Raw genomic sequence first — 23,628 nt, forward strand, 5'->3', positions numbered from 1 at the left:
ACAACCTACATATCTACATTTTCAAGGTTCAATCTGAGCCTATTTTTTTGACCCAGTTTTTTCATAGATCATTTGACACTATCGTCTATAACCTCTCATGTATTTATTTGAACATTTGAATATCTGTTCATATGTTGATATAAATATAACTCCATAAAATAAAAAAGTCAACATAAAAAATGCCCAGTTGCACTCTCAAGTTTTGAAAGCAACTAGGCATTAATTGTTACTATTCACAGTCAATGTCATTTAGTTAAGGGGAAAGAAAGTGCGTTATTGAAGATGAATTAAGGTGTTTCCTAGAGTTTCATCGTTAAAATTAGGATGAAACATAATAATTGAGTAAAGAAGAGCACGCAAAATAGACAGATTTTCATCTGCCTCATAAAGATGTATACTACTTATGATCTTTTAGAACCTGTAAGCAAAGCTGACAGGTATTTGGAATCTATGCTGGCGGGCATAATTCCTACCAGGCCTGATGGGGAGTATGTTCTGCCTAATCAGGCCTTCTATATTTGGTGGGGAATCTCCATTTTTTATGCGGATAAAGTAATGACATGCATTGAATGCCACTGTGAAATTGACTTGATATTCATACTTTCGCTTTGCCCTTTTGAAAACTACATGTTGAGTGATTACTGAGCAGAAATTGTAAAGAATTAGTTTGGCCCAAATTTCATGCTCTATATACTCTCTTTTTTTAGATCGAAAATTACCAGTTCCGAGGATGTGTTTGAGCTCCCTGAAAGATGTTTCAATTCCCCAGCGTAAGTTATAGAGATCTTTTATATCATCTGCGGAGAATTCTTCAACAGGAAGATTAGTCACTATGTTTTCGTAGGAAGGATCAGTTATCTTGAAGCGTAGAACACGAAGAGTTATTTCGTATTCATCTTTTGATCCTTCAGGAAGATAGTCAAACCTAACAGCTTTGCATATATACCTGTACGCATCAGGTTTATCTGGTTGCTTTCTGTTTTTCTTCGAAGCTGAGCGAGTAAGAATTCGAGTTACACTTATATCAAGATCATCTGGAAGTTCATCGATGGAAGAACCGGTTAAACGCATCATGTTTTTGTCCTTTGCACGAATGAGAAAAAAAGATTTATTTTCTATTGCATGCGCAAAAACGTTATACGCAAAGAACCCTCTGTCTGCTATAAATATAGGCATGAGGTCGTGATGTTCGTATTCGTCTATTAGTTCTGCCAATGCTTTAAATTCATTTTTCTTTTTGATTGGCTGAATTTTAGCGTTAACATAGTATCTGCTGATTAAGTCATACAAAGCAACTGTATGGATTTGGTTAAAGCCTTTAGTTGATTTACCATCCGGCCCATAGAATGATATGGTATCTTCCGGATTTCGGGTAAAGGTAAAAGTACAACCATCAGCAGCCATTAACTGATACTTGTCTTTATACGGAGCGGGAGGAAAATGGGAATTGAAGCGTTGTAGAAGTGATTTGAATGTTTCTGGGGCTAGCTTGTTGCGTTGTTGACAGTATGCAGAGTTGGACAGTGTATCTTCCTGGTAGTTAAAGTATTTATACAGCTCATGTCTCATGGTTCCAGCTTCCATGGTAATAGGCAGTAAGACAAGATCTTTAAACGATATCTTTCTATGCCGGGTAAAGTCCTTTCCTGGATTCAACGCATAGGCTTCTGGTGTTGATGCCATAGCATCGATATCAGACATCAAATAGTTTTTTACAGTAACAGAATAGTTCATAGCAACCTCCTTGAAATCAACGTTTACGTCTTGTTAATTTCAAGGGCCGCTCTCACTACTTCTAATTAATGCAATCAGTAGTGAGAGCGGCCGCACTTTTGAGTAGCTTTGTCAACTATTCTTTATAAAAAAAGAGTTAGACCCTATAAAGAATCTAACTCAAAACATCTTAACTTAATGACATTGATTCACAGTAACAATTATTTAACATATTCATATACGGTATCTGCTATCAGCGAATATCCATCTGCATTAAAATGAATTCCATCTGTATATAGGTCGTCCTGCCCCTCGGTGACTGCAAACAAGTCGATAACTTCTACTCCTGTCTCACCAGCAACCTTGGTTACGATATCTCCAAGCTCACCTGTTACGACGTCAGCCTGAATACTATACTCTGCTTCACCATTTTCATTGATTGCGTAACAATATGGGCTTCGCATGAGATAAACCGTCGGCTTGCTTGAAAGCGCTTTATAGCTTTCAACTAATTCCTGCAATCCCTTCTCATACTCTTTAGGGTTCCAGTTATAGGTTTTTGCATCGTTGGTGCCAAGCATCAGAACTACAATGTCAGGCTTTGACTCCAATGAATCCTTATATTCCTGCGACTGCATGTATGGTAAATCCCCTGTTGCTGAGGCAGTAGCGTTCCGCAAGCCAAAGTTCGAAACCAGATATGTAGTGCCAAGCATAGTCTGAAGCTGTGCAGGGTAACAATCAATCTCACGTGTCTTTAAAACACCACTTCCGTAGGTAATGCTGTCACCCACGCATGTTATCCTGACACGCTTGTCCGTACCACCAAACATCCCCGCATTATATAGCACAGCAAAAAGCAACACTATTGCTACTAATAAAACAACCATTTTTCTTTGGAATAATCCCCTCATGAATTTCGCAACATTCATATTCTCACCTATAGTTTTCGAATTATTAATCCCTGGTCTGCATGACAATAAGGAACCCCTTCTCTATTGTAATGATTCCCTCATAATCCTCCAGCTCATTGCTAACAGTCAGCGTGTTAAATCCTTCCAGCTTGCAATCCTCAAGTGGATATTTGAACCCCTTCATCTTCAGTCCCCTCACCGGCCCCATATATGGAAATACCGAGACGTATTTTCCAAACTGGTCATCTGCAAGGATAGCATAGGTTTCTCCAGCAGTAATCATCTCAATCCTGTTATGAGGGTCTTGCAATATTACAACTCTGTCATTTACTAAGCCCTTGCCGAGAAGAGCGATATTTCCCATTGTGTGGTCCAGCCTTGTGCCAGATGCTCCAAGAAGATAAATCTCGTCGTACTTGGTGCTTCGTCCAATAGCAATATCAAGGGCAGCCTCTGTATCGGTGTCGTCCTTAATTGGATTCAACTGAACTACCTCTATGCCTGCTTCCTTGGCTCTATCAGCCGCAGAGCCCCCTGCTGAATCAAAATCTCCTACAACAAGATTTGGACGAATCTCCATTTCCTCGCAGGCCTCATAGCCCTTATCACAGGCAATAACAAACAAAGGGATTCCATCAAACTCTCTGAAGAATCCCTTTGTAAATTCGATATCTACATTGCCACCGGCAACAATCATATAAATCATTTCATTTTCTCCAATAATGCCTCAGCATTTGCCTTAACATCACCGTTAAATACAGCAGAGCCTGCCACTATGATGTTTGCTCCTGCATCAAGCACATCATCAATAGTATCCTTGTTGATTCCACCATCAACTTCAATATCAATCTTAAGCTTCTTCTGACGACAAAGCTCTGAAAGCTCTCTAACCTTATCAATAGTGTATGGAATAAGGCTCTGTCCGCCGAAGCCTGGATTAACAGTCATGATAAGCACCATATCCACCTTTTCAAGGACATGGGCAATGTTCGAAATTGGTGTAGCTGGATTAATTGCAACACCTGCCATAGCACCATTTTTCTTTATCAAATCAATTGTAGCATCCAAATGCTTACATGCCTCCGCATGAACAGTGATAATATCTGCTCCTGCATCGGCAAAATCCTTTACGTAACGCTCAGGGTCAACAATCATAAGATGAACATCAAAGAGTCTGTCAGTATATTTGCGGATTGACTTAAGGACTGGAAGGCCAAAGCTGATACTTGGCACAAACACACCATCCATAACATCAAAATGAACGTATTGAGCTCCCGCCTGGTCGATAAGCTCAAGCTGCTCCTTAATAATTCCGAAATCTGCTGATAAAATTGATGGTGCCAGACATCTTTCCATAGCGTCTATAGTCTCCTATCTGAATAAATTCTTAATATATTATCTGTATTTATTATTTTGCTCGTTAACCATCTCAGAGTATATCTGAAGATAATTCTCGTAGCGGCTGGCTGCAATCTCGCCTGATTCCACCGCAGCCTTCACTCCGCAGTCAGGCTCCTTGTGATGAGCACAGCCCGTAAATCGACAATTTCCTGCCGGTTCGATGAACTCTGGAAAAAGAGTATATAAATCCACTGGCTCAACCTTTGGAACAAAAAGCGAAGAAAAACCTGGGGTGTCCATAATATAGGTATCATCACCCAAATACAAAAGCTCAGAGTGGCGTGTGGTATGCTTGCCACGTCCAATCTTTTCGGAAACCTCGCCAGTCTCCATGTTCTGTCCCTCTGTGAGAAGATTTACTATTGAACTCTTTCCAACACCTGATGGGCCTGCCACAGTAGAAGTCTTTCCATGAAGGATTGACTTAATCTTTTCGATGCCTGCCTCCTGCTTAGCACTTGTGAATATCACCTGGTAGCCTGCTGGCTCGTAAGTCTTGCGCATCTGCTGCTCAAATCCCTCATCAGCCAAATCGTCCTTGTTAAAGCAGATGGTAATTGGTAGCTCCTGCTCTTCCATCATACAAAGGAATCTGTCCAAAAGATTGAGATTTGGCTCAGGACTTTTAGTTGCAAAAATGAGCAATGCCTGGTCAACATTCGCCACAGCAGGTCTGATAAGCTCAGACTTGCGAGGGAGAATGCTGATAACATTGCCCGTCATCTCCTCCTCAGAGATGACGTCTATTTCAACGTCATCTCCAACAAGAGGCTTTATTTTATCTTTTCTGAAGGCACCCTTGGCCTTGCACTCATATACGCCAGAACCTTCCACCTGAACATAGTAGAAGCCGGCAATGCCTTTAATAATTTTTCCAACCATAAATTAATTGTTTGGTGTTCCCTTCACTGCCTGAGTTGAAGTTTCTGTTGCATTTGGATTAGGCTTCATTGTTCCATCACCAGAAAGATAAAGTGGTGTATAAGTAAGAGTAACTGTAAGTGTATCTACCTTAACCTCTGAAATATTTATAGCACCATTCTTTGGAATAGTACCAGACTTTCCAATTTCAGCGATTTCGTATGTGCACTCACCATCATATGGATTCTGGATGCTATAGTTGTATGTAACCTCTTCCTTACCTTTGCTGATTACAAGTGTAATGCTTGAATTCTTTGCAACCATCTCGCCTGCCTCGATTGACTGGCTAATAACACTGCCTGATGGAACTTCATCAGAGAATTCCTGGCTTGTGCTTGTAACAGTGATAAATGAATTGCTAAGTGTCTGTGTTGCATCTGCCTGAGTAAGACCAACAACACTAGGAACTGCAACAGTATCACCAGAAGTGCTTGACTCACTAGAGCTTGAGCTGCCTGACTTTCCTGAATCTGATGAATCACCTGATGATTCTTTGCCAGCAACTGTAAGTCTGAGAGTATCATTCAATGAAAACTGCTTGCCCTCTGGAACAGACTGATTTGTAACTGTTCCATCATCAGAATCATTCTCCTCGTAAGAAACAACGATGTTATCTTCTTTGACACCGAGCTCACCAAGCTGTTCAACCGCCTGCTCGTACTGTGTGCCAACAACATTAATCATTGTTACCTTCTTTGAGCCAAAGCTAAAAAGACCGCTGATATTTCCAATGATAGCAACAAGAATTGCAACAATAGCAATTGCAGCTACGATACCTGAGATGGTAAGAATTCTATCCATCTTTGAATCGGCCTCATCATCCTCATCATCATAGTCATCGTCATCATAATAGTCGTCATCGTCATAGTACTCTTCTTCATCGTCGTAATCGTCGTTGAAGGTGAGTGCCTCTGCTGCACGGCGAGAAAGACTCTGGTCCTCCTCAGGAGTGATTTTGGTCATAACTCTTGTCTGGCCCAAATCAGACTCAACTATTGTAACGAAGTCCTCGTTTGGACTAACGAGTGCCTTTTTTAAATCCATAAGCATATCAGAGATAGTTGCGTATCTTCTGTCTGCCTTCTTCATTGTGGCCTTGAGGATGATTTTCTCAAGGGAAATAGGAAGGTCTGGTGCGTACGCGCTTGGTGCAACCATCTCCTCCTGAAGGTGCTGAATAGCAATTGCTACAGTGTTGTCACCATCAAATGGCACACGGCCTGTAACCATCTCATACATAACGATACCAAGTGAATAGATATCGCTCTTTCCATCTACAAAACCATTTCTAGCCTGCTCTGGTGATGAATAATGAACAGAACCCATCAAATCAGCGTGGATAGTATTTGAGCTTGCGGCACGGGCAATACCGAAATCTGTAACCTTAACCTTGCCCTCTGTGGAAATGATAATATTCTGAGGCTTGATATCACGGTGAATAATGCCCTTCTGATGAGCAGCCTCGATACCACGACCAACCTGAATAGCAATAGAGATAGCCTCCTTGAAATTAAGCTGTCCCTTCTTTTCAATATAAGTCTTGAGAGTGATACCCTCAACATATTCCATAACGATGAAATACATACCATTTTCAGAGCCTACATCGTAGATATTAACGATGTTTGGATGCTCCAAACCAGCGGCTGACTGAGCCTCTGTTCTGAACTTAGCAACAAAAGTTGCATCCTCAGAGAACTCCTGCTTAAGGATTTTGATAGCTACCTCACGACCAAGGATGTGATCCTTTGCACGATAAACATCTGACATTCCGCCAGAACCAACTCTATCGATAATTTCATATCTATCAGCTATAAATACGCCTTGTGTAATCATGTATTCTCCTTTTACTAAACAAAAATGTTTATTCTATAATAATGACTGAAATATTATCTTTTCCACCGTTGCTATTCGCCATGCGAACCAATGTCTTGGCCCTGTTCTCCAAACTACTATCGGAGGTGATGACTGAATAAATCTCCTGGTCTTCCACCATATTGGTAAGACCGTCTGAGCAGAGCAGAATACTCTCTCCACCCTTTAGAGCAACATCAAAATAGTCTGGGCTGATTCTGTTTTCAGCACCGACCGCTCTTGTAATCATGTTCTTGCGCTTGTCATTTCTGGCATCGTCCTCATCCAACTCACCAGTGCGAACAAGCTCGGCAACAACAGAGTGATCCTTTGTAATCTGTAAAAGCTTCTTGGAAGTGGTCACATAAAGCCTGCTATCACCAACATTGGCAACATAAAGATGACCATCGATGATAGTGGCAATAACCAAAGTTGTACCCATTCCTGCCTTACCTGGGTCACTCTTGGATTCAGTATTTATTATTTGGTTTGCTGATTGAATTGCCTGTTCTAGAATTTTCACAGGCTCTGAGTCTTTAGAATTTGCAACACCATCAACTACCATCTCGACGCATTTGGCTGAAGCGTAATCGCCAGCAAGCTCTCCACCCATGCCGTCCGCGACAATATATAGATTCGGTAAGTTACCAATTCGGCTGTCGCTGGTATAAACAGTGTCCTGATTGACCTTGCGCTCTATACCAACGTCAGTAATACCACAACTTATCATTAATTAGTCCCTTTCGAAGCATCTGCATGCCTCTTCCTTAATTGCCCACAGGCCCCGTCAATGTCGCGACCCATTTCTCTTCTAATAGTAGCATTATTCACATATTTTTCAATCTTTTTTTGGAAGGCGTAGGCTCTGTCCATGGATGGACTCTCGAAGTCTCGCTCCTTGATTGGATTCACAGGAATCAGGTTTACATGGCAGTTCAAATGGCCAATAAGCTGACCTAATTCCTCAGCATCCTGGTCCCTGTCATTGACTCCGGAAACAAGCGAATACTCAAATGTGATTCGTCTTCCAGTTTTGTTGAAGTAGTACTCACAGGCCTCAATAACCTCATGAATATCGTACTTGTTTGCAATTGGCATAAGCTCCGCACGCTTCTGCTGATTAGGTGCGTGAAGCGAGATTGCAAGAGTGATTGTCAAATCCTCCTCTGCCAACTGCTTTATTCTTGGAACAATTCCACAGGTTGAAACAGTGATGTTTCTCTGGGAAATGTTAAGACCATTTTCATCGGACAGCATTCTGACAAATTTAACGATATTGTCGTAGTTGTCCATAGGCTCGCCAGTGCCCATAACCACAAGGTTCGACACGCGCTCCCCTGTATCTCGCTGAATGGCATAAATCTGGCCAAGCATCTCTGCTGGAGTCAGATTTCGAACCCATCCATCAAGTGTTGATGCACAGAAACGGCAGCCCATTTTACAGCCTACCTGAGAAGAAATGCATACGGAATTGCCATGCTTGTAGCTCATCCAGACGCTCTCTACCATCTGCCCATCTTCCAGTTCAAAAAGGTACTTCCTTGTGCCGTCGATTTTGGAAATCTGCAAATCGATTTTTTCAAGTGGACGATAGGTACAGCTCTCCTTCAGCTTGTCCTTAAGAGAATTTGGTATATTTTTCATCTCGTCATAGTCAAGGGCAAGATGCTGATGCATCCACTGATAGAGCTGCTTCGCACGAAACTTTGGCTCATGTAAATCCTCCACCAAAAAATCGGTAAGCTCTGTTAAATTTAATGATCTGATATCAACTAATTCTTTCTCATTACACATATAAAAAATCCATCGTGTTTGCTGTCAGGGAAAAGCTGCTTCATTTCCTGCACCTTAAATTCTGGGTGACGGGTTAAGAATGCTTCTACCTGATTTTCGTTTTCATCCTTGTTAATGGTGCAGGTGCTATAGCACAACGTACCTGCCTCCTTAACATACTGACAAACATTGTCTAGAATCTGTGACTGAAGCTTTGAAAGCTCTGTAAGAGATTCCTCTGTTTGATTATATTTAATGTCCGGTTTCTTTCGAATTATGCCAAGACCGGAGCATGGTAAATCCGCAATTACGATATCGTATTTACGAATTGAATCCTCATCTAAAACTGTGGCATCCCACTTCTCAGCTGCGACATTCTTTGCACCAACTCTGGCAATATTTTCGTTTATAAGCCCTATTTTAACATCCGTTAAATCTCGGGCTAAAACCTGCCCATCAGTTAAAATTTCTGCAAAATGAAGTGCCTTGCCACCAGGAGCTGCACACACATCAATAACATTGTCTGCAGGCTTAGCCTGGGCTACATGCGCTACCAGCTGTGAAGAATAATCCTGCACGTAGAACAATCCCTCATTAAACTCAGGAATCGATGCCACCGAATCATATCCTGAAATATATCCTGCATGAGGTAAATCTGACTTCTCATAGGTGATGCCATTATTAGCAAGACGCTTCGCCAGCTCCACCTCATCAAGCTTTCGATTGACGCGGATACAAAGCTTTTCCTCGGTGAAAAATTCCTCGAGAATCTGCGCGGTTACTTCCTTGCCATAGTCTTTAGTCCATTTGTCCACAATCCATTGAGGCATTGAATACTTTATCGACAAATCCTCTGTGGATATCTGTCCCTTACCTCTGGCAATACTGCGTAAAACTCCATTTACAAAGCCAGATAGTCCTGCAAAGCTTCGCTTTTTAGCAAGCTTAACATATTCATTGCAGGTGGCAGAATCTGGAACAGAATCCATATAGTAAATCTCGAAGACGCCCATTCTCATGATAGTTCTGATGAATGGCTTCATCTTTTTAGCCTTGGTTTTTGAATAATTATCGATTATATAATCGAGCTCAATTTTTCTTTCAACTACACCATTCACCAAGCGATTCAAAAAGGCTCTCTCAGTTTTTTCAAGATAGCCATACTTATCCAAAACCGCCTTTAAATATATGTGAGAAAACTGGCCATGCTCCAAGATTTCTACTAATGTATCAGCTGCAATTTCTCTGATATTAATCCCTGCCATTTACAAACCTCTTACCTGCTTCAAGCTGGTATCCTCTAAGGAAATCACCTGCTGCCATGCGTTTCTTACCCTCAAGCTGAAGCTCTTCAACTTCAAGAGCACCTGCACCGCAAGCTACCGTAAATACGTTTTTATTTACATCTATGATAGTGCCAGGCTCACCTGACTTTTCTACGACATTAGCCTTCCAGAATTTCATCTGCTTACCATCTATAAATGAGAACGCAGATGGCCATGGATTAAGGCCACGAATAAGACGCTCAATTTCAATGGCTGGCTTGGTCCAGTCGATATTGCCCATGTCTTTTGAAATCATGCCAACGTGGGTAGCCTGAGACTCATCCTGTGGAACAGGTGTAATTTCGCCTCTATCAAGAGCCTCGATAGTTTTGACAGCAAGCTTTCCACCGTCAATTGCAAGCCTATCGAAAAGGCTTCCGCCTGTCTCGTCTGCTACAAGCTCTATCTCTGATTTAAGAAGCATATCACCATCATCAAGACCTGGTCCCATAAGCATTGTAGTGTTTCCAGAGACTTTCTCTCCGTTGATAACGGCCCACTGAATTGGAGCTGCGCCACGATACTTTGGAAGAAGTGAACCGTGAACATTTACACAGCCAAGTCGTGGCATATCGAGAATCACCTTTGGCAAAATCTGACCGAAGGCTGCAACCACAAATACATCTGCTTCGTATTTACGAAGTTCCTCTACAGCCTCCTCAGCTCTGATTTTTACTGGCTGGAAAACTGGAATATCATGCTCCATTGCAAACTCCTTCACTGGAGTAGGCTGAAGCTTTCCACTACGTCCCTTTGGCTTGTCTGGCTGAGATACAGCAAGAATAACCTCATGACCAGCTTCATATATTGCTTTTAATGTCTCCACCGCGAAATCCGGTGTACCCATGAAAACGACTTTCATTTACTCTTCCTCTTCTATCTCTTCCATCAAGTCTTCCACATCATAGAGCTCACCCTCTACCTTTTCTGTGTAAATGTGACCATCAAGGTGGTCGATTTCATGAAGAAGTGCGCGAGCCATGAGACCTTCACCCTCAACGATGATTTCCTCCATATCCTCATTTAACGCCTTTACCTTTGCGTAGTTTGGACGTGTAACCTGACCTGTCTTTCCTGGAACTGAAAGGCAGCCCTCGTTGCCTGTCTGCTCACCAGATGTTTCAAGAACCTCTGGATTGATAAGGGTTACAGGACCCTCTCCGATATCAATAACACAGATGCGGCGAAGCACACCTACCTGTGGTGCTGCAAGGCCTACGCCATCTGCATCATACATTGTGTCATACATATCCTCTATAAGTGTCTTAAGGCGTGGTGTGAGAAGCTTTACAGGCTTGCAAACCTTTAAAAGTACATCATCCTTGCCCCATTCTCTGATTTCTAAAAGTGCCATAATTAATTCCTCTCTATAATGTGTTTATTGGGTCAAAATCAAACCATGTATTGGTGTTTCTATATTGTTTTTGCTCAAGCAAAAATTTATCAATTGCGTCTTTGATGCGAACCAGCCTGTCATAATCATCATCACGAAGATAAATAACACGACGGTAGACATCCTTCAGCTTGCCAATATAGGCATCCTCCGGTCCCATTATAACAATTTTATCGTCGGTCTGCCTAATTAATGCTGCAATCGCATCTGCCTGGCCAATTGCATCCCGCTGATTTTCCGAACTCACCTGGATTCCAAGAATGTGTGAGCATGGTGGGTATGAAAGCAATCGTCTGAAGGCAATCTCCTGGTCATAAAAGCTCAAGTAATCCTGAGCTGCCGAAGTGACAACTGCATAGTTGTCAGGCTGATAGGTCTGAATAATTGCGATACCAGGCTCACTGCCTCGACCAGCACGGCCAACGGCCTGGGTAAGAAGCTGAAAGGTTCTCTCACCACTGTGATAATCAGATTCATTCAAGCTGATATCAGCAGCAACAATTCCAACCAGGGTAACCCCAGCAAAATCGTGTCCTTTGACAATCATCTGGGTACCAATCAGCACATCCGCTTCGTGAGCTGCAAATGCCGATAATATTTCCTCATGGCCATCCTTGCCTTTGGTGGTGTCCGCATCCATTCGAAGAACTCGTGCCTGTGGGAATGCCTGCTTCACCATCTCTTCAAGACGCTGTGTACCTGCCTTGAAGCTTCCTATATATTTGCTACCGCAGCTTGGACAAATCTTGGCTGCCCGCGTAGTGTATCCGCAGTAATGACATTTCATAGTGCCATCCTTGTGAAGGTGCAAGGCCACATCGCAATGAGGACATTTTAACACATGACCACATGCCCTACAAGAAACGAAGCCCATGAGCCCTCTTCTATTCAAAAACAGCATGATTTGCTGCTTTTTATTAAGCCTGTCTGCCATCAGCTCTAGGAGTCTGCGGCTAAGCATTGAACGGTTTCCGCTTCTAAGCTCCTCGCGTAAATCCACCACCTCAACAGCTGCCATATCCTGTCCCTGGGCACGTCCACTCAATGTGATTAGGCTGTACTCACCAGATTTTGCTCTGCTGTATGCCTCAAGGCTGGGAGTAGCTGAGCCAAGGATTACTGTAGCCCCGGCTAATGATGCACGGTAAACTGCCGTCTCTCTGGCATGATATCTAGGGATAACCTCGGACTTATAGCTTGGTTCATGCTCCTCATCAATGATAATCAGTCCCAGTTTCTGAAAAGGTGTAAACAATGCTGAGCGTGGGCCAACCATGATACTGATTTCCCCAGACTTAGCACGTTCAAACTGATCAAAACGCTCTCCCGGTGACATACGGCTATTCAAAATACTAACCTTATCACCGAAACGGGTGTAGAATCGCATAACCGTCTGATAGGTCAGGGCAATCTCTGGGATGAGAACAATCACCTGCTGCCCCATTTCGATTACATGCTCCATCACATCCATGTATACCTCAGTCTTACCAGAGCCTGTGACACCATGAATAAGATAGGTCTTGCGGCGACCCATATCGATATCCGCCTTGATGCTTTCTGCCGCTGCCTCCTGCTCATCATTTAAGACAATATGCTTTCTGGCAGCATCCTTATTAATGTGAGGATTTCTAAAAGTACGTACTGATTCGACCTTTAAAATCCCTTTCTTTTCCAAATCACGAATATGTGTTGAGGATACCTGAAGCTTTTTCGTAGCAAGCTCCCAGTCTAAAACGTCAACCTGAAGAAGTTCACGAAGCAAACGCTCCTTGCCAACTGCATGACGGGGCTTTGCCATCATTTCCGTCAATTCCACTCTGGCCTGCGCCACAGGAATGTTCAAGCTGATTTCCTTTTTCAGCTTCTCATTTTCCTTGCGCTTAATAGGAATAACGGTCTTCAGCGCCTGATTCATGGTGGAGCCGTAGTTTCTCTTTAGAAACGCAGCCAAAGAAATAAGCTGAGACTCTATGGCAATGCTATCCTTCATGATTCTTGCAATAGGCTTCAGCTTTGTAACATCAAACTCAGGCTTGTCATGGAGCCCTACCACATATCCTGTGATAGCACGATTTCCCTGACCGAAGGGAATAACCACCTGCACTCCCTCAGTCACCTGCTCTTCCAACTCATCTGGCACAATATATTCAAATGTCTTGTCTAATCTCTCATGAGAAATATCAATAATAATATCTGCGTATTTCATGAAAAATATTTTATCATAAAACCCTTTTATTTTGAAATCAAACTAGATATAATGAATTGAATTATGATAATACATAGCCACGAAGGGAGAATCCTATGCGTCATCTAATGAGCCCTCTGGACTTTACCAGAGAGGAACTAGAGCAGCTTATGGACCTGGCGGATGATATTAAGCTTCATCCTGATGTTTATTCAGAAAAGTGCCACGGCAAAAAGCTTGCTACATGTTTTTACGAGCCTAGTACTCGTACCCGATTATCTTTCGAAGCTGCCATGCTTAATCTTGGCGGTTCAGTCCTTGGTTTTTCTTCAGCTGACTCTTCTTCAGCAGCCAAAGGTGAAAGTGTTTCCGATACTATTCGTGTTATTTCTTCTTACGCAGACATCTGCGCTATGCGTCATCCTAAAGAAGGCGCTCCACTTGTCGCTTCTCAGCGATCACTTATTCCCGTTATTAATGCCGGCGACGGCGGTCATCAGCATCCAACTCAAACCCTCACCGATTTGTTTACCATTCGCTCTTTGCGTGGTGAAATCAAGGATCTTACTATCGGTCTTTGCGGCGATTTGAAGTTTGGTCGAACAGTGCATTCATTAATTAATGCATTGGTAAGATATCCGGGAATCAAGTTTGTACTTATTTCACCAGAGGAGCTTAGAGTTCCAGAGTATATCCGCGAGGATGTATTAGAGAGAAATGGCTACGAATACAAAGAGGTGGACAGCCTTGACGATGTTATGGGCGAGCTGGACATCCTTTACATGACAAGAGTTCAGAAGGAACGTTTCTTCAACGAAGAGGATTACATCCGTTTGAAAGACTTCTTCATTTTGACACCAGAGAAAATGCACCTTGCGAAGAAGGATATGATGGTTCTTCACCCTCTTCCACGAGTTAACGAAATATCCGTGGACGTAGATGACGATCCAAGAGCAATGTACTTCACCCAGGCCAAGTATGGTGTATTTATCAGAATGGCCCTCATTCTTACATTACTCGAGTTAGTTTAGGAGGAAATCGTATGTTAAATATAAGTGGAATTCATCAGGGCTTCGTGCTTGATCATATCAAGGCTGGCGAGTCCATGACAATATACAACGACCTTCAGCTTGGCAATCTTGGATGCGACTGTACAGTGGCCATGATTATGAATGCCAAGTCAAAGAAGATGGGCCGCAAGGACATCATTAAAATCGAATGTCCTGTGGAGCGAGTTGATCTCGACATCCTTGGTTTCATCGACCACAATATCACCTGCAATATCATTAAAGATGATGCCATTGTTGAGAAGCGCAAGCTTACTCTCCCAAAGGAAATCAAGAATGTTATCAGCTGCAAGAATCCTCGATGCATAAGCACCGTGGAGCAGGAATTAGACCAAATCTTTATCCTCACCGATCCAGAGAATGAGGTATATCGTTGCAAGTATTGCGAGGAAAAATATACAGGGACTAAATAAAATACAAATAGCAATGTACTAATTGAGGTACATTGTTATTTTTTTGACAGCTATATGGTATAGTATACAGCGACTAGTATGTTAGACATTGCTAACTGTCTATATGTTGTGTTTAGCATTACCCCACTAGTCGGTAGTTATTAGTTGTTTCTTTGTTATAGAAAGGAAAGAATAATGGCAAATCACGATTTTGAACAATGGAAGGGTTTTGAAGGACGCGTATGGAGGGATAATATTGACGTTCGCGACTTCATCCAGAAAAACTACACTCCTTATGATGGAGATGAATCATTCTTAGCTGATGCTACAGAGGCTACAAACACTCTTTGGGGCAAGCTTCAGGAGCTTCAGGCACAGGAGCGCGCAAAGGGCGGCGTTCTTGATATGGATACAGACATCGTATCTTCACTTACTTCTCACGGCGCTGGTTACATCTCAGAAGAGACAAAGGATCTTGAGCAGATTGTTGGTCTTCAGACAGACAAGCCTCTTAAGAGAGCTTTCATGCCATACGGTGGTATCACTATGGCTGAGCAGTCTTGCAAGATGTATGGCTATGAGCCAAGCGAGAAGCTTCACGAGATTTTTACTAAATATCACAAGACACACAATCAGGGTGTATTCGACATCTACACACCAGAGATGAAGAAGGCCCGTCACAATAAAATTCTTACAGGACTTCCTGATACATACGGCCGTGGTCGTATCGTAGGCGATTACAGACGTGTTGCTCTTTACGGTATCGATTACCTTATCGAGAAGAAGCAGGCTGATTTCGCTGCTACAAACCGTCAGGGTATGCGCCGCTACGATTTCCAGCTTCGTGAGGAAATCGCAGATCAGATCAATGCTCTTAAGGGCATGAAGGAAATGGCTGCTATCTACGGCATCGACATTTCAAAGCCAGCTGGTACAGCTAAGGAAGCTGCTCAGTGGTTATACTTCGGATACCTTGCAGCTATCAAGACTCAGAACGGTGCTGCAATGTCTGTAGGTCGTGTTTCTACATTCCTTGATATCTACTTCACACGTGACCTTGCAAACGGTGTTATCACAGAGTCTGAGGCTCAGGAAATCATCGACCACTTCACAATGAAGTGCCGTATGGTTAAGTTCGCTCGTATCGAGTCTTACAACCAGCTCTTCTCTGGTGATCCAGTTTGGGCTACTCTTGAGGTTGGTGGTATCGGTCTTGATGGACGTCATCAGGTTACAAAGACTTGCTACAGATTCCTTCACACACTTGAGAACATGGGACCTTCACCAGAGCCAAACCTTACAGTTATGTACTCAAGCCGTCTTCCAGAAAACTTCAAGAAGTACGCTTCTAAGATTTCTGTAACTACATCTTCTATCCAGTACGAGAATGATGATGTAATGCGTGTAACTTGGGGCGATGACTACTCAATCTGCTGCTGTGTATCAGCTACAGAGACAGGTAAGGAGCTTCAGTTCTTCGGTGCTCGTGCAAACCTTGCTAAGTGTCTTCTTTACGCTATCAACGGTGGTGTTGATGAGAAGTCTGGCGATCAGGTTGGCCCAGAGTACAAGGCTATCACTTCAGAGTACCTTGACTATGATGAGGTTATGCAGAAGTTCGACCAGATGATGGATTGGCTTGCACACCTTTATGTAGGTACACTCAACATGATTCACTACATGCACGACAAGTACAACTATGAGGCTTGCCAGATGGCCCTCATCGATACACACGTACGTCGTTCATTTGCTACTGGTATTGCTGGTTTCTCGCACTGCGTAGACTCACTTTCAGCTATCAAGTATGCAAAGGTTAAGGCTATCCGCAACGAAAACGGAATTACAAAGGACTTTGAAATCGAGGGAGACTTCCCACGTTACGGTAACGATGATGACAGAGCTGACGAAATCGCAATCTGGCTTCTTCGCACATTTATGGGCAAGCTTCGTCACATCCATACATACCGTGATTCAGAGCCTACAACATCAATCCTTACTATCACTTCAAACGTAGTTTATGGTAAGGCTACAGGAGCTCTTCCAGATGGACGTCCAGCTGGCGAGCCACTTTCACCAGGTGCTAACCCAGCTTACGGCGCAGAAGTAAACGGACTTATCGCTTCCCTCAACTCTGTTGCCAAGCTTCCATACGAAGAGGCACTTGATGGAATCTCTAATACACAGACAATCAACCCAGGTGCTCTTGGACATACAGATGAGGAGCGCACTGCAAACCTTGTTAACGTACTTGACGGTTACTTCGATCAGGGTGCACACCACCTCAACGTCAACGTATTTGGCAAGGAGAAGCTCATCGATGCTATGGAACATCCAGAGAAGCCTGAATACGCTAACTTTACAATCCGCGTATCTGGCTACGCCGTAAAATTCATCGACTTGACAAAGGAGCAGCAGCTCGACGTAATCTCACGTACTTGCCACGAGGCTCTCTAGTCGTTATAAAGTCGTTACGTATTGGCAAAACTACGGCCTATCGTATATAAGGAGTACATTCGCTGACACGCTTTCGCTCTTGTCGCGCTCATTGCCCTACATAAGAGGCTATCTTCGATACCCTCTAAGTAGGGATGGCGCTTTAAGGTCAGCTTAATGTACCCACTTATATACTTAGGCCTTATTTTTTCTAAGCCTCAAGTGACAAGATATATAAGCGACTAAACGACCTTGATGAGCCGTCGTTACTTAGGAGGTGCGTCAGCAGCTCCTTATGTAACGCAACGTGCGAATAAGAGCGCAAGCGTGTCGTTAGTGCTTATATATTATGTCACGATGAGGCGTGGATCTGAAACGAGGTAGTGGTATGAGTGATGTAATTGGATACGTTAATAAGTTGGAGAGCTTCGGGGCTGTGGATGGACCTGGAGTGCGATATTTGATTTTTTTGAATGGTTGCAGGATGAGATGCGCCTTTTGTCATAATCCGGAGACTTGGGCGGAAGGTCAGGGTCAGGAGTATACAGCGGATGAGCTGCTTGCAAAGGCGCTGAGGTTCAAGCCTTACTGGAAGAATGGCGGCGGTATTACAGTGAGTGGTGGCGAGCCACTTCTTCAGATTGACTTTGTTTTGGAGCTGTTCCGCAAAGCAAAGGCTAAAGGAATTAATACCTGTATTGACACAGCCGGTCAGCCATTCACCCATGAGGAGCCCTTCTATAGCAAGTGGAAGGAGCTGATGAGTCTCACAGACACAGTTCTTTTGGATATAAAGAATATCGACCCAGATGCTCATAAGGAGCTGACAGGAGTAGGCAACGAAAATATTCTTCAAATGGCGAAAGAAATGTCTGATATGGGTGTGAAGATCTGGATAAGACACGTGTTGGTTCCCGGTGGAAGCGACAACGATGATTATCTGAAACGCACCAGAGAATTCATTGATACTCTCCCATCGGTTGAGAGGGTCGAGGTACTTCCTTATCACACACTTGGCGTAGCCAAATACAAGGAAATGGGAATACCTTATCGACTTGAGGATGTTGAATCTCCATCAGCTGAACGTATAGAAAATGCCAAGCAAATCCTCGGAGTAAAATAATAGTAGATTTTTCTTTAACACTACACTATAATAAAGCATAGTTAATTGTTGTTTTGTCTTATACATCATGTGGGAGGGTTATTGAAATGGCAAGAACAAAATCTACTACTACAACAAAGAAACCTGTTATTACTTCATCAGTTATTCAGTTCCAGGGTATTGAATTCGACCAGGATACTTGCTTAAAGAAGGCAAAGGATAGTTTCAAGAAGCAGTACAAGGATGTTGAGCTTGAGGACCTCAAGATTTACATCAAGCCTGAGGAAAGAATGATTTACTATGTAGCTAATAATGACAGAGTTGGTTCTGTTGAACTTTAAAATTTGTTGCAAAAATAATGGCTGCCTGTTAAACAGGCAGCCATTTTATTATCCTATTAAGTTAAATCTGAGAAAGGACATTCACGCAGTCCTCGCAAATCACATCACCATGCTCAAGTAAGAATGCTCCATCAAAGCTCTCTGTAAACATCTGTGTTGCAAATTCTGCAATAACAAGAATCACTGCTGATATCTGACGACGTGTAAGCTCGAAGTTGAGCTTTACGTAATAGTCATCTCCATATCGATAGAGAACACTCTGAATTCCTTCATACTTTGGAATGTGCTTGCAAAGCTCGATAGACGAATCCAAATCTGGGAGAATTGCCCATAATGGGGTGTCGAGGTACTGACTCGTAACCTCATCACGCTCGTCCGTAAGAGCCTCTGCTGGCTGTACCGGAACATCTGCGGTGCTGCCAGAAACAATTGTCTCCTTCTTGGTGGTAGACAATGTCTCCTGCAATCCTGTAAGATGCTTCTTTAATTCCTCAATTGCTGTAGCCAGACCTGAACTTGAATCTGGAGATATAAGTAAAGCTACATCACCCTGTGGCATAACAGTCATCTGTACACTATACGCCTTGGCGTGAGTCTCGATGCCGAGGGTCTCACATGCCTCAGCCAAAATATCCCTGATAAAGCTTTGGGTTTTTTCCTGGTCACTGACGAAATCTCCAAGCTCCATGCCGTTCTGTTCCATTTCTTCTTTGGTGATGACGCAACGAATCTTGTCCTCACCTATCTTCTTGAACTTCATCAGTTCCCTCCTTTCGAAATCTTTGACATAATCGTTATAAAGAACGAAATTTTCTGTCGACGTACATAAAGTGTAGCAAATAGATTTCGATGTGTCACGGATAATTTTGAGTATTTTTACTGAACATTTAGTGAATAATGCCCACTATGGAATTAATATCCTCAATGCTCTTTCTTTGCATATAATCCTCAATTCCTGCAAGAATATCCATTGTTGCCGTAGGGTTGTAGAAGTTGGCAGTGCCCACTGATACTGCAGTTGCGCCTGCAAGCATCATTTCGATTGCATCTTCCCAAGTTGAAATACCGCCCATTCCAATGATTGGAATGTTAACTGCATTTGCACATTCATAAACCATTCTGACAGCTATTGGATGAACTGCTGGACCTGACATACCACCGGTCTTGTTTGCTAGAACAAATTTCTGACGCTCTACATCGATTTTCATTCCTGTGAGAGTATTGATAAGTGAAATTGCATCTGCGCCCCCAGCCTCTGCCGCCTTCGCCATAACCTTAATATCCGTGACGTTAGGTGAAAGTTTCATTACAATAGGCTGCTTGGCGTGAGATTTAACAAGACGAGTAATTTCCTCGACAGCTTTTGAATCCTGACCGAAGGCTATACCGCCCTCTTTTACGTTAGGACAAGATATATTTATCTCTAGCATATCAACTCTTGTCTCGTTTGCCAATCTCTCAACCACTTCAATATATTCTTCGGCTGAATGACCACAAACATTAACCAGAACTTTTGTGTTTTTATATTGTTCTAGGAACTTTAAATCTCTCTCACAGAACACTTCTACTCCAGGATTCTGCAAGCCGATGGCATTAAGCATTCCAGAATGAACCTCGGCAATTCTAGGAGTTGGATTTCCAGGCCAAGGTACATTGGCAACACCCTTTGTAACAACAGCTCCAAGCTTGTTTAAATCAACGAACTCCGAGTACTCCATTCCTGAACCGAAGGTGCCTGATGCCTCCATGACCGGATTCTGAAATTCTACTCCTGCAATGGTAACCTTTGTATTCATTATAGTACCACCTCCGTAGATAAAAATACTGGGCCGTCCTTGCAAACCCTCTTATTATTCACATGGCTATGGTCGTCCTTTTCAGTTGACTGGCAAACGCAGCCAAGACAAGCGCCCACGCCACAAGCCATTCTTTCTTCCATGGAAACATAGCATTTGATATCATGCTCTGCTGCATACTCTGCCACCGCACGAAGCATAGGCTTTGGACCGCAAGCGTAGATAACATCCGCCTCCAAATCATTTTCCTTCATGGCATCAACAACTGTACCATGGGTTCCTACTGAACCATCATCTGTTGCAATGATAAGCTCCGCTGCCATATCAGTGAATTCCTCAGTCAGGAACAAGTCATCGTTGCGATAGCCCATTACTGCTGTGACACTTCCATTAAGCTGCTTTGCAAGCTCAAGCATAGGAGGCACACCGATTCCGCCACCTACAACAATGGCTCTCTCACCCTCAAGAGGGAAACCATTTCCAAGCGGTCCCATAACCTCCACCTTGTCGCCCATCTTTAGCTTTGAAAATTCCTCTGTGCCTGCACCTACCACACGGTAGACTACTCGCAGTATACCGTATTCTCTATTGATTTCGCAGATGCTGATTGGACGTGGCAGAAGCTTGCTGCCATCATTTGAAAAAATGCTGATGAACTGACCAGGGATGGCCTGCTCTACTATCTTTGTATCTAATAGAAGACTGAAAATGCCAGGGGCAAGTTCAGATTGTCCAAATACTGTTGCTGTTTCTTTTATTTTCATTATTTAAGAGCTCCTCTAATATCCTCAAGCATATCCTCTACTGCTGCGCGGCTGGCACCTGCAAAGTTTTCCTCGCCATACTTTGCGTACTTCTCCTGCTGATAAGCTGCAATGATGCCACGGCTTGAATTTACGATTGCGCCAAGGCCATCCTCATTGAAGAAATGAACAAGATCAGCGCCCTTGCCGCCCTGTGCACCGTACCCCGGCACAAGGATATATGTGTGTGGCATAAGCTTACGAAGCTTTGCGCCCATCTCTGGATATGTAGCACCAACTACAGCACCAACATTTGAGTATGCGCCCTCCATGGACTCAGCGCCCCACTCTTCAATCTTTTCTGCCATGTGCTCATATAGTGGCCTACCATCGATAAGTCTATCTTGGAACTCGCCAGAGGATGGATTTGAAGTCTTGCAGAGGACGAAGATTCCCTTATCCTCTTCATTGCACACATCTACGAAAGGCTTCACGCCGTCTGAACCAAGATAAGGATTAACAGTAGCCATATCTGCATCGAAGCCCTGATACTTGTAGTCGCCAACCTGAACGCTTCCCAAATGACCAAGAGCATAAGCTGTTGAGGTTGAACCAATGTCACCACGCTTTATATCTGCGATAACAATAAGACCAAGCTCCTTGGCATAATCAACTGTCTTCTTGTAGGCAATCATTCCAGGAATGCCAAAGCTTTCGTACATGGCAATCTGTGGCTTTACAGCTGGAATCAGGTCTGCGCAAGCATCCATAATCTGGCGGTTGTAGTCAAACATGGCCTCTCCCACCGCCTCAAGGGTCTGGCCGTACTCATTGATATACTTATCAACTAAGCTCTTTGGCATTAATTTTAGGGTTGGGTCCAATCCTATAACTATAGGTGCATTCTTTGCCTGAATCTCATTAATTAATCTCTGAATCATAAACTACTCTTCCTCCATATATAGTCTTTATTACTTTACCAGTCACTTTCCTTCCTTCGTAAGGCATGTTTCGTGATTTGCCTGCGAAGTCGGCGGCGTGAATTTCGTATTCTATGCTTGGGTCGAAGATGGTGATGTCTGCCACCTTACCCTCTGAGATATCTCCAAGCTCTTCGCGTCCTAAAATGCGCGCTGGGTTGCTACTCATATAAGCAGCCATTGTAAGAGGCGTGATGAGCCCTGTAAGAACAAGCTCGCTGTAAGCAAGTGACGCTGAGGTCTCAAGTCCTACAATTCCAAATGGTGATGCGAATCCCTTAGCCTTTTCCTCAGCAGTATGAGGTGCATGATCTGTGGAAATAACCTCGAACACTCCCTCTGCAAGGCCTTGTCTCAGCTTATCCCTATCCTCTTTTGTTCTGATAGGAGGATTCATCTTATAATTGCCATCACCTGCAACAATATCATCCTCAGTTAGAGTGAAATGATGTGGGCAAACCTCGCCGGAAACATTGATGCCGGCCTCCTTTGCCTCCTTCAATATCTGATAGCTTTCCTTTGTGGAGCAATGGCACAGATGAAGGGTAGCCCCTGTTTCCTCAGCAAGCATTATGTCACGAGCCTCGATTATGTTTTCAACCGCATTACTGATGCCCTTCTCACCAATGCTCTCGGACTTTGCTCCCATGTTCATGACACCGCCCTGTACAAGGTTGATGTCCTCACAGTGAGCAAGCACAGGAATGTCATTAGCTGCTGCAATCTTCATCGCCTCACGATACAAACCTGAATCCATGACAGATTTTCCATCCTCCGAAATGGCAGGGATGCCTGCATCAATCATTCCCTTCAAATCAGAAAGCTCTTTGCCTTCCATCCCCTTTGTAACTGAGCCAACCTGAAGCACACGGGTCAGTCCAACCTGCTGGCTCTTGTCACTGACATACTTCACAAGCTCCGGATTATCAACCACCGGCTTTGTGTTTGGCATGGTAAGCACCGTGGTAAATCCACCTCTTGCTGCAGCCTTGGAACCAGTCTCGATGTCTTCCTTTTCGGTTTGACCCGGGTCCCTAAAATGCACATGCATATCAATCAGACCAGGCATCACGTAGCACCCCTCTGCATCGATAACTTCATCAGAAAAAACGGGAACAATACCAGCCTGGACAGCTGAGATAATGTTCCCGTCTATTTTTATATCCAATATTTCGTTTGTGTTTGTAGGTGGGTTGAGCACCCTACCATTTTTAATAATTAGGCTCATGCTATACCTCTCTTGACTTAAACTGTCAATAGTATAGCAAACTCCCCCTACGCTAACAAGAGGTTTATTA

22 protein-coding genes are annotated in these 23,628 nt (G+C 43.3%); 5 read left to right on the plus strand and 17 right to left on the minus strand.

The window, feature by feature from the left end:
• Window positions 1-411: 411 nt before the first annotated feature.
• From FXF36_RS01630 to priA, 12 genes are all read right to left on the minus strand, one after another.
• Window positions 412-1,734: an IS4 family transposase gene (locus FXF36_RS01630; protein ID WP_151622150.1), complete on the minus strand. Its 1,323-nt coding sequence runs from the start codon at window positions 1,732-1,734 to the stop codon at window positions 412-414.
• 200 nt (window positions 1,735-1,934) lie between these two features.
• The gene (locus FXF36_RS01635) at window positions 1,935-2,645 is read right to left on the minus strand and encodes a GDSL-type esterase/lipase family protein (protein WP_151622151.1); all 711 of its coding nucleotides are present in this window, start codon (window positions 2,643-2,645) and stop codon (window positions 1,935-1,937) included.
• A 25-nt stretch (window positions 2,646-2,670) separates the two neighbouring features.
• The gene (locus FXF36_RS01640; protein WP_151622152.1) at window positions 2,671-3,333 is read right to left on the minus strand and encodes a thiamine diphosphokinase; all 663 of its coding nucleotides are present in this window, start codon (window positions 3,331-3,333) and stop codon (window positions 2,671-2,673) included.
• Complete coding sequence (gene rpe, locus FXF36_RS01645) at window positions 3,330-3,983, minus strand: ribulose-phosphate 3-epimerase (protein ID WP_151622153.1); 654 nt, start codon at window positions 3,981-3,983, stop codon at window positions 3,330-3,332. The genes FXF36_RS01640 and rpe overlap by 4 nt, the downstream gene beginning before the upstream one ends.
• 39 nt (window positions 3,984-4,022) lie before the next feature.
• Window positions 4,023-4,910 (minus strand): ribosome small subunit-dependent GTPase A, encoded by an 888-nt coding sequence (gene rsgA, locus FXF36_RS01650; RefSeq protein WP_151622154.1) that lies wholly within the window; start codon window positions 4,908-4,910, stop codon window positions 4,023-4,025.
• Window positions 4,911-4,913: 3 nt separating this feature from the next.
• On the minus strand, window positions 4,914-6,782 hold the full coding sequence (pknB, locus tag FXF36_RS01655; protein WP_151622155.1) for a Stk1 family PASTA domain-containing Ser/Thr kinase: 1,869 nt from the start codon (window positions 6,780-6,782) through the stop codon (window positions 4,914-4,916).
• A gap of 28 nt (window positions 6,783-6,810) precedes the next feature.
• Window positions 6,811-7,530, minus strand: coding sequence for a Stp1/IreP family PP2C-type Ser/Thr phosphatase (locus tag FXF36_RS01660; protein ID WP_151622156.1), 720 nt, complete (start codon window positions 7,528-7,530; stop codon window positions 6,811-6,813).
• Complete coding sequence (gene rlmN, locus FXF36_RS01665) at window positions 7,530-8,594, minus strand: dual-specificity RNA methyltransferase RlmN (RefSeq protein WP_151622157.1); 1,065 nt, start codon at window positions 8,592-8,594, stop codon at window positions 7,530-7,532. Before rlmN ends, FXF36_RS01660 begins: the two co-directional genes overlap by 1 nt.
• On the minus strand, window positions 8,573-9,838 hold the full coding sequence (rsmB, locus tag FXF36_RS01670) for a 16S rRNA (cytosine(967)-C(5))-methyltransferase RsmB (protein ID WP_151622158.1): 1,266 nt from the start codon (window positions 9,836-9,838) through the stop codon (window positions 8,573-8,575). Before rsmB ends, rlmN begins: the two co-directional genes overlap by 22 nt.
• On the minus strand, window positions 9,825-10,760 hold the full coding sequence (gene fmt, locus FXF36_RS01675) for a methionyl-tRNA formyltransferase (RefSeq protein WP_151622159.1): 936 nt from the start codon (window positions 10,758-10,760) through the stop codon (window positions 9,825-9,827). The genes rsmB and fmt overlap by 14 nt, the downstream gene beginning before the upstream one ends.
• Window positions 10,761-11,252, minus strand: a complete 492-nt coding sequence (gene def, locus FXF36_RS01680; RefSeq protein ID WP_151622160.1) for a peptide deformylase — start codon at window positions 11,250-11,252, stop codon at window positions 10,761-10,763. It lies immediately after the preceding gene.
• A 13-nt stretch (window positions 11,253-11,265) separates the two neighbouring features.
• Window positions 11,266-13,497: a replication restart helicase PriA gene (gene priA, locus FXF36_RS01685; RefSeq protein ID WP_151622161.1), complete on the minus strand. Its 2,232-nt coding sequence runs from the start codon at window positions 13,495-13,497 to the stop codon at window positions 11,266-11,268.
• Between the two features lie 95 nt (window positions 13,498-13,592).
• Between priA and pyrB the strand changes: the two genes are divergently transcribed.
• From pyrB to FXF36_RS01710, 5 genes are all read left to right on the plus strand, one after another.
• Window positions 13,593-14,507: an aspartate carbamoyltransferase gene (gene pyrB / locus FXF36_RS01690; RefSeq protein WP_151622162.1), complete on the plus strand. Its 915-nt coding sequence runs from the start codon at window positions 13,593-13,595 to the stop codon at window positions 14,505-14,507.
• A gap of 11 nt (window positions 14,508-14,518) precedes the next feature.
• Complete coding sequence (locus FXF36_RS01695; RefSeq protein WP_151622163.1) at window positions 14,519-14,956, plus strand: aspartate carbamoyltransferase regulatory subunit; 438 nt, start codon at window positions 14,519-14,521, stop codon at window positions 14,954-14,956.
• A gap of 174 nt (window positions 14,957-15,130) precedes the next feature.
• Entirely contained in the window at window positions 15,131-17,389 is a 2,259-nt protein-coding gene (gene pflB, locus FXF36_RS01700) for a formate C-acetyltransferase (RefSeq protein WP_151622164.1), read from the plus strand.
• Window positions 17,390-17,756: 367 nt separating this feature from the next.
• The gene (gene pflA, locus FXF36_RS01705; RefSeq protein WP_151622165.1) at window positions 17,757-18,491 is read left to right on the plus strand and encodes a pyruvate formate-lyase-activating protein; all 735 of its coding nucleotides are present in this window, start codon (window positions 17,757-17,759) and stop codon (window positions 18,489-18,491) included.
• 86 nt (window positions 18,492-18,577) lie between these two features.
• On the plus strand, window positions 18,578-18,811 hold the full coding sequence (locus FXF36_RS01710; protein ID WP_151622166.1) for a DUF6465 family protein: 234 nt from the start codon (window positions 18,578-18,580) through the stop codon (window positions 18,809-18,811).
• A 61-nt stretch (window positions 18,812-18,872) separates the two neighbouring features.
• Here the strand turns inward: FXF36_RS01710 and FXF36_RS01715 are convergent, their stop codons facing one another.
• From FXF36_RS01715 to FXF36_RS01735, 5 genes are all read right to left on the minus strand, one after another.
• Entirely contained in the window at window positions 18,873-19,571 is a 699-nt protein-coding gene (locus FXF36_RS01715) for an adaptor protein MecA (RefSeq protein ID WP_151622167.1), read from the minus strand.
• Between the two features lie 127 nt (window positions 19,572-19,698).
• Window positions 19,699-20,607: a dihydroorotate dehydrogenase gene (locus tag FXF36_RS01720; protein ID WP_151622168.1), complete on the minus strand. Its 909-nt coding sequence runs from the start codon at window positions 20,605-20,607 to the stop codon at window positions 19,699-19,701.
• Entirely contained in the window at window positions 20,607-21,371 is a 765-nt protein-coding gene (locus FXF36_RS01725; RefSeq protein WP_330583205.1) for a dihydroorotate dehydrogenase electron transfer subunit, read from the minus strand. Before FXF36_RS01725 ends, FXF36_RS01720 begins: the two co-directional genes overlap by 1 nt.
• Window positions 21,371-22,291, minus strand: a complete 921-nt coding sequence (gene pyrF / locus FXF36_RS01730; protein ID WP_151622170.1) for an orotidine-5'-phosphate decarboxylase — start codon at window positions 22,289-22,291, stop codon at window positions 21,371-21,373. The genes FXF36_RS01725 and pyrF overlap by 1 nt, the downstream gene beginning before the upstream one ends.
• Entirely contained in the window at window positions 22,272-23,558 is a 1,287-nt protein-coding gene (locus tag FXF36_RS01735; protein ID WP_151622171.1) for a dihydroorotase, read from the minus strand. Before FXF36_RS01735 ends, pyrF begins: the two co-directional genes overlap by 20 nt.
• Between the last annotated feature and the right edge of the window lie 70 nt (window positions 23,559-23,628).

This window comes from Pseudobutyrivibrio xylanivorans, from assembly GCF_008935055.1.
Lineage (GTDB): Bacteria > Bacillota > Clostridia > Lachnospirales > Lachnospiraceae > Pseudobutyrivibrio > Pseudobutyrivibrio xylanivorans_A.

Bases quoted from the DNA above. Each gene is read 5' to 3' on its own strand.
- FXF36_RS01630 (WP_151622150.1), bottom strand. From the start codon at position 1,734: ATGAACTATTCTGTTACTGTAAAAAACTATTTGATGTCTGATATCGAT.
- FXF36_RS01635 (WP_151622151.1), bottom strand. From the start codon at position 2,645: ATGAATGTTGCGAAATTCATGAGGGGATTATTCCAAAGAAAAATGGTT.
- FXF36_RS01640 (WP_151622152.1), bottom strand. From the start codon at position 3,333: ATGATTTATATGATTGTTGCCGGTGGCAATGTAGATATCGAATTTACA.
- rpe (WP_151622153.1), bottom strand. From the start codon at position 3,983: ATGGAAAGATGTCTGGCACCATCAATTTTATCAGCAGATTTCGGAATT.
- rsgA (WP_151622154.1), bottom strand. From the start codon at position 4,910: ATGGTTGGAAAAATTATTAAAGGCATTGCCGGCTTCTACTATGTTCAG.
- pknB (WP_151622155.1), bottom strand. From the start codon at position 6,782: ATGATTACACAAGGCGTATTTATAGCTGATAGATATGAAATTATCGAT.
- FXF36_RS01660 (WP_151622156.1), bottom strand. From the start codon at position 7,530: ATGATAAGTTGTGGTATTACTGACGTTGGTATAGAGCGCAAGGTCAAT.
- rlmN (WP_151622157.1), bottom strand. From the start codon at position 8,594: ATGTGTAATGAGAAAGAATTAGTTGATATCAGATCATTAAATTTAACA.
- rsmB (WP_151622158.1), bottom strand. From the start codon at position 9,838: ATGGCAGGGATTAATATCAGAGAAATTGCAGCTGATACATTAGTAGAA.
- fmt (WP_151622159.1), bottom strand. From the start codon at position 10,760: ATGAAAGTCGTTTTCATGGGTACACCGGATTTCGCGGTGGAGACATTA.
- def (WP_151622160.1), bottom strand. From the start codon at position 11,252: ATGGCACTTTTAGAAATCAGAGAATGGGGCAAGGATGATGTACTTTTA.
- priA (WP_151622161.1), bottom strand. From the start codon at position 13,497: ATGAAATACGCAGATATTATTATTGATATTTCTCATGAGAGATTAGAC.
- pyrB (WP_151622162.1), top strand. From the start codon at position 13,593: ATGCGTCATCTAATGAGCCCTCTGGACTTTACCAGAGAGGAACTAGAG.
- FXF36_RS01695 (WP_151622163.1), top strand. From the start codon at position 14,519: ATGTTAAATATAAGTGGAATTCATCAGGGCTTCGTGCTTGATCATATC.
- pflB (WP_151622164.1), top strand. From the start codon at position 15,131: ATGGCAAATCACGATTTTGAACAATGGAAGGGTTTTGAAGGACGCGTA.
- pflA (WP_151622165.1), top strand. From the start codon at position 17,757: ATGAGTGATGTAATTGGATACGTTAATAAGTTGGAGAGCTTCGGGGCT.
- FXF36_RS01710 (WP_151622166.1), top strand. From the start codon at position 18,578: ATGGCAAGAACAAAATCTACTACTACAACAAAGAAACCTGTTATTACT.
- FXF36_RS01715 (WP_151622167.1), bottom strand. From the start codon at position 19,571: ATGAAGTTCAAGAAGATAGGTGAGGACAAGATTCGTTGCGTCATCACC.
- FXF36_RS01720 (WP_151622168.1), bottom strand. From the start codon at position 20,607: ATGAATACAAAGGTTACCATTGCAGGAGTAGAATTTCAGAATCCGGTC.
- FXF36_RS01725 (WP_330583205.1), bottom strand. From the start codon at position 21,371: ATGAAAATAAAAGAAACAGCAACAGTATTTGGACAATCTGAACTTGCC.
- pyrF (WP_151622170.1), bottom strand. From the start codon at position 22,291: ATGATTCAGAGATTAATTAATGAGATTCAGGCAAAGAATGCACCTATA.
- FXF36_RS01735 (WP_151622171.1), bottom strand. From the start codon at position 23,558: ATGAGCCTAATTATTAAAAATGGTAGGGTGCTCAACCCACCTACAAAC.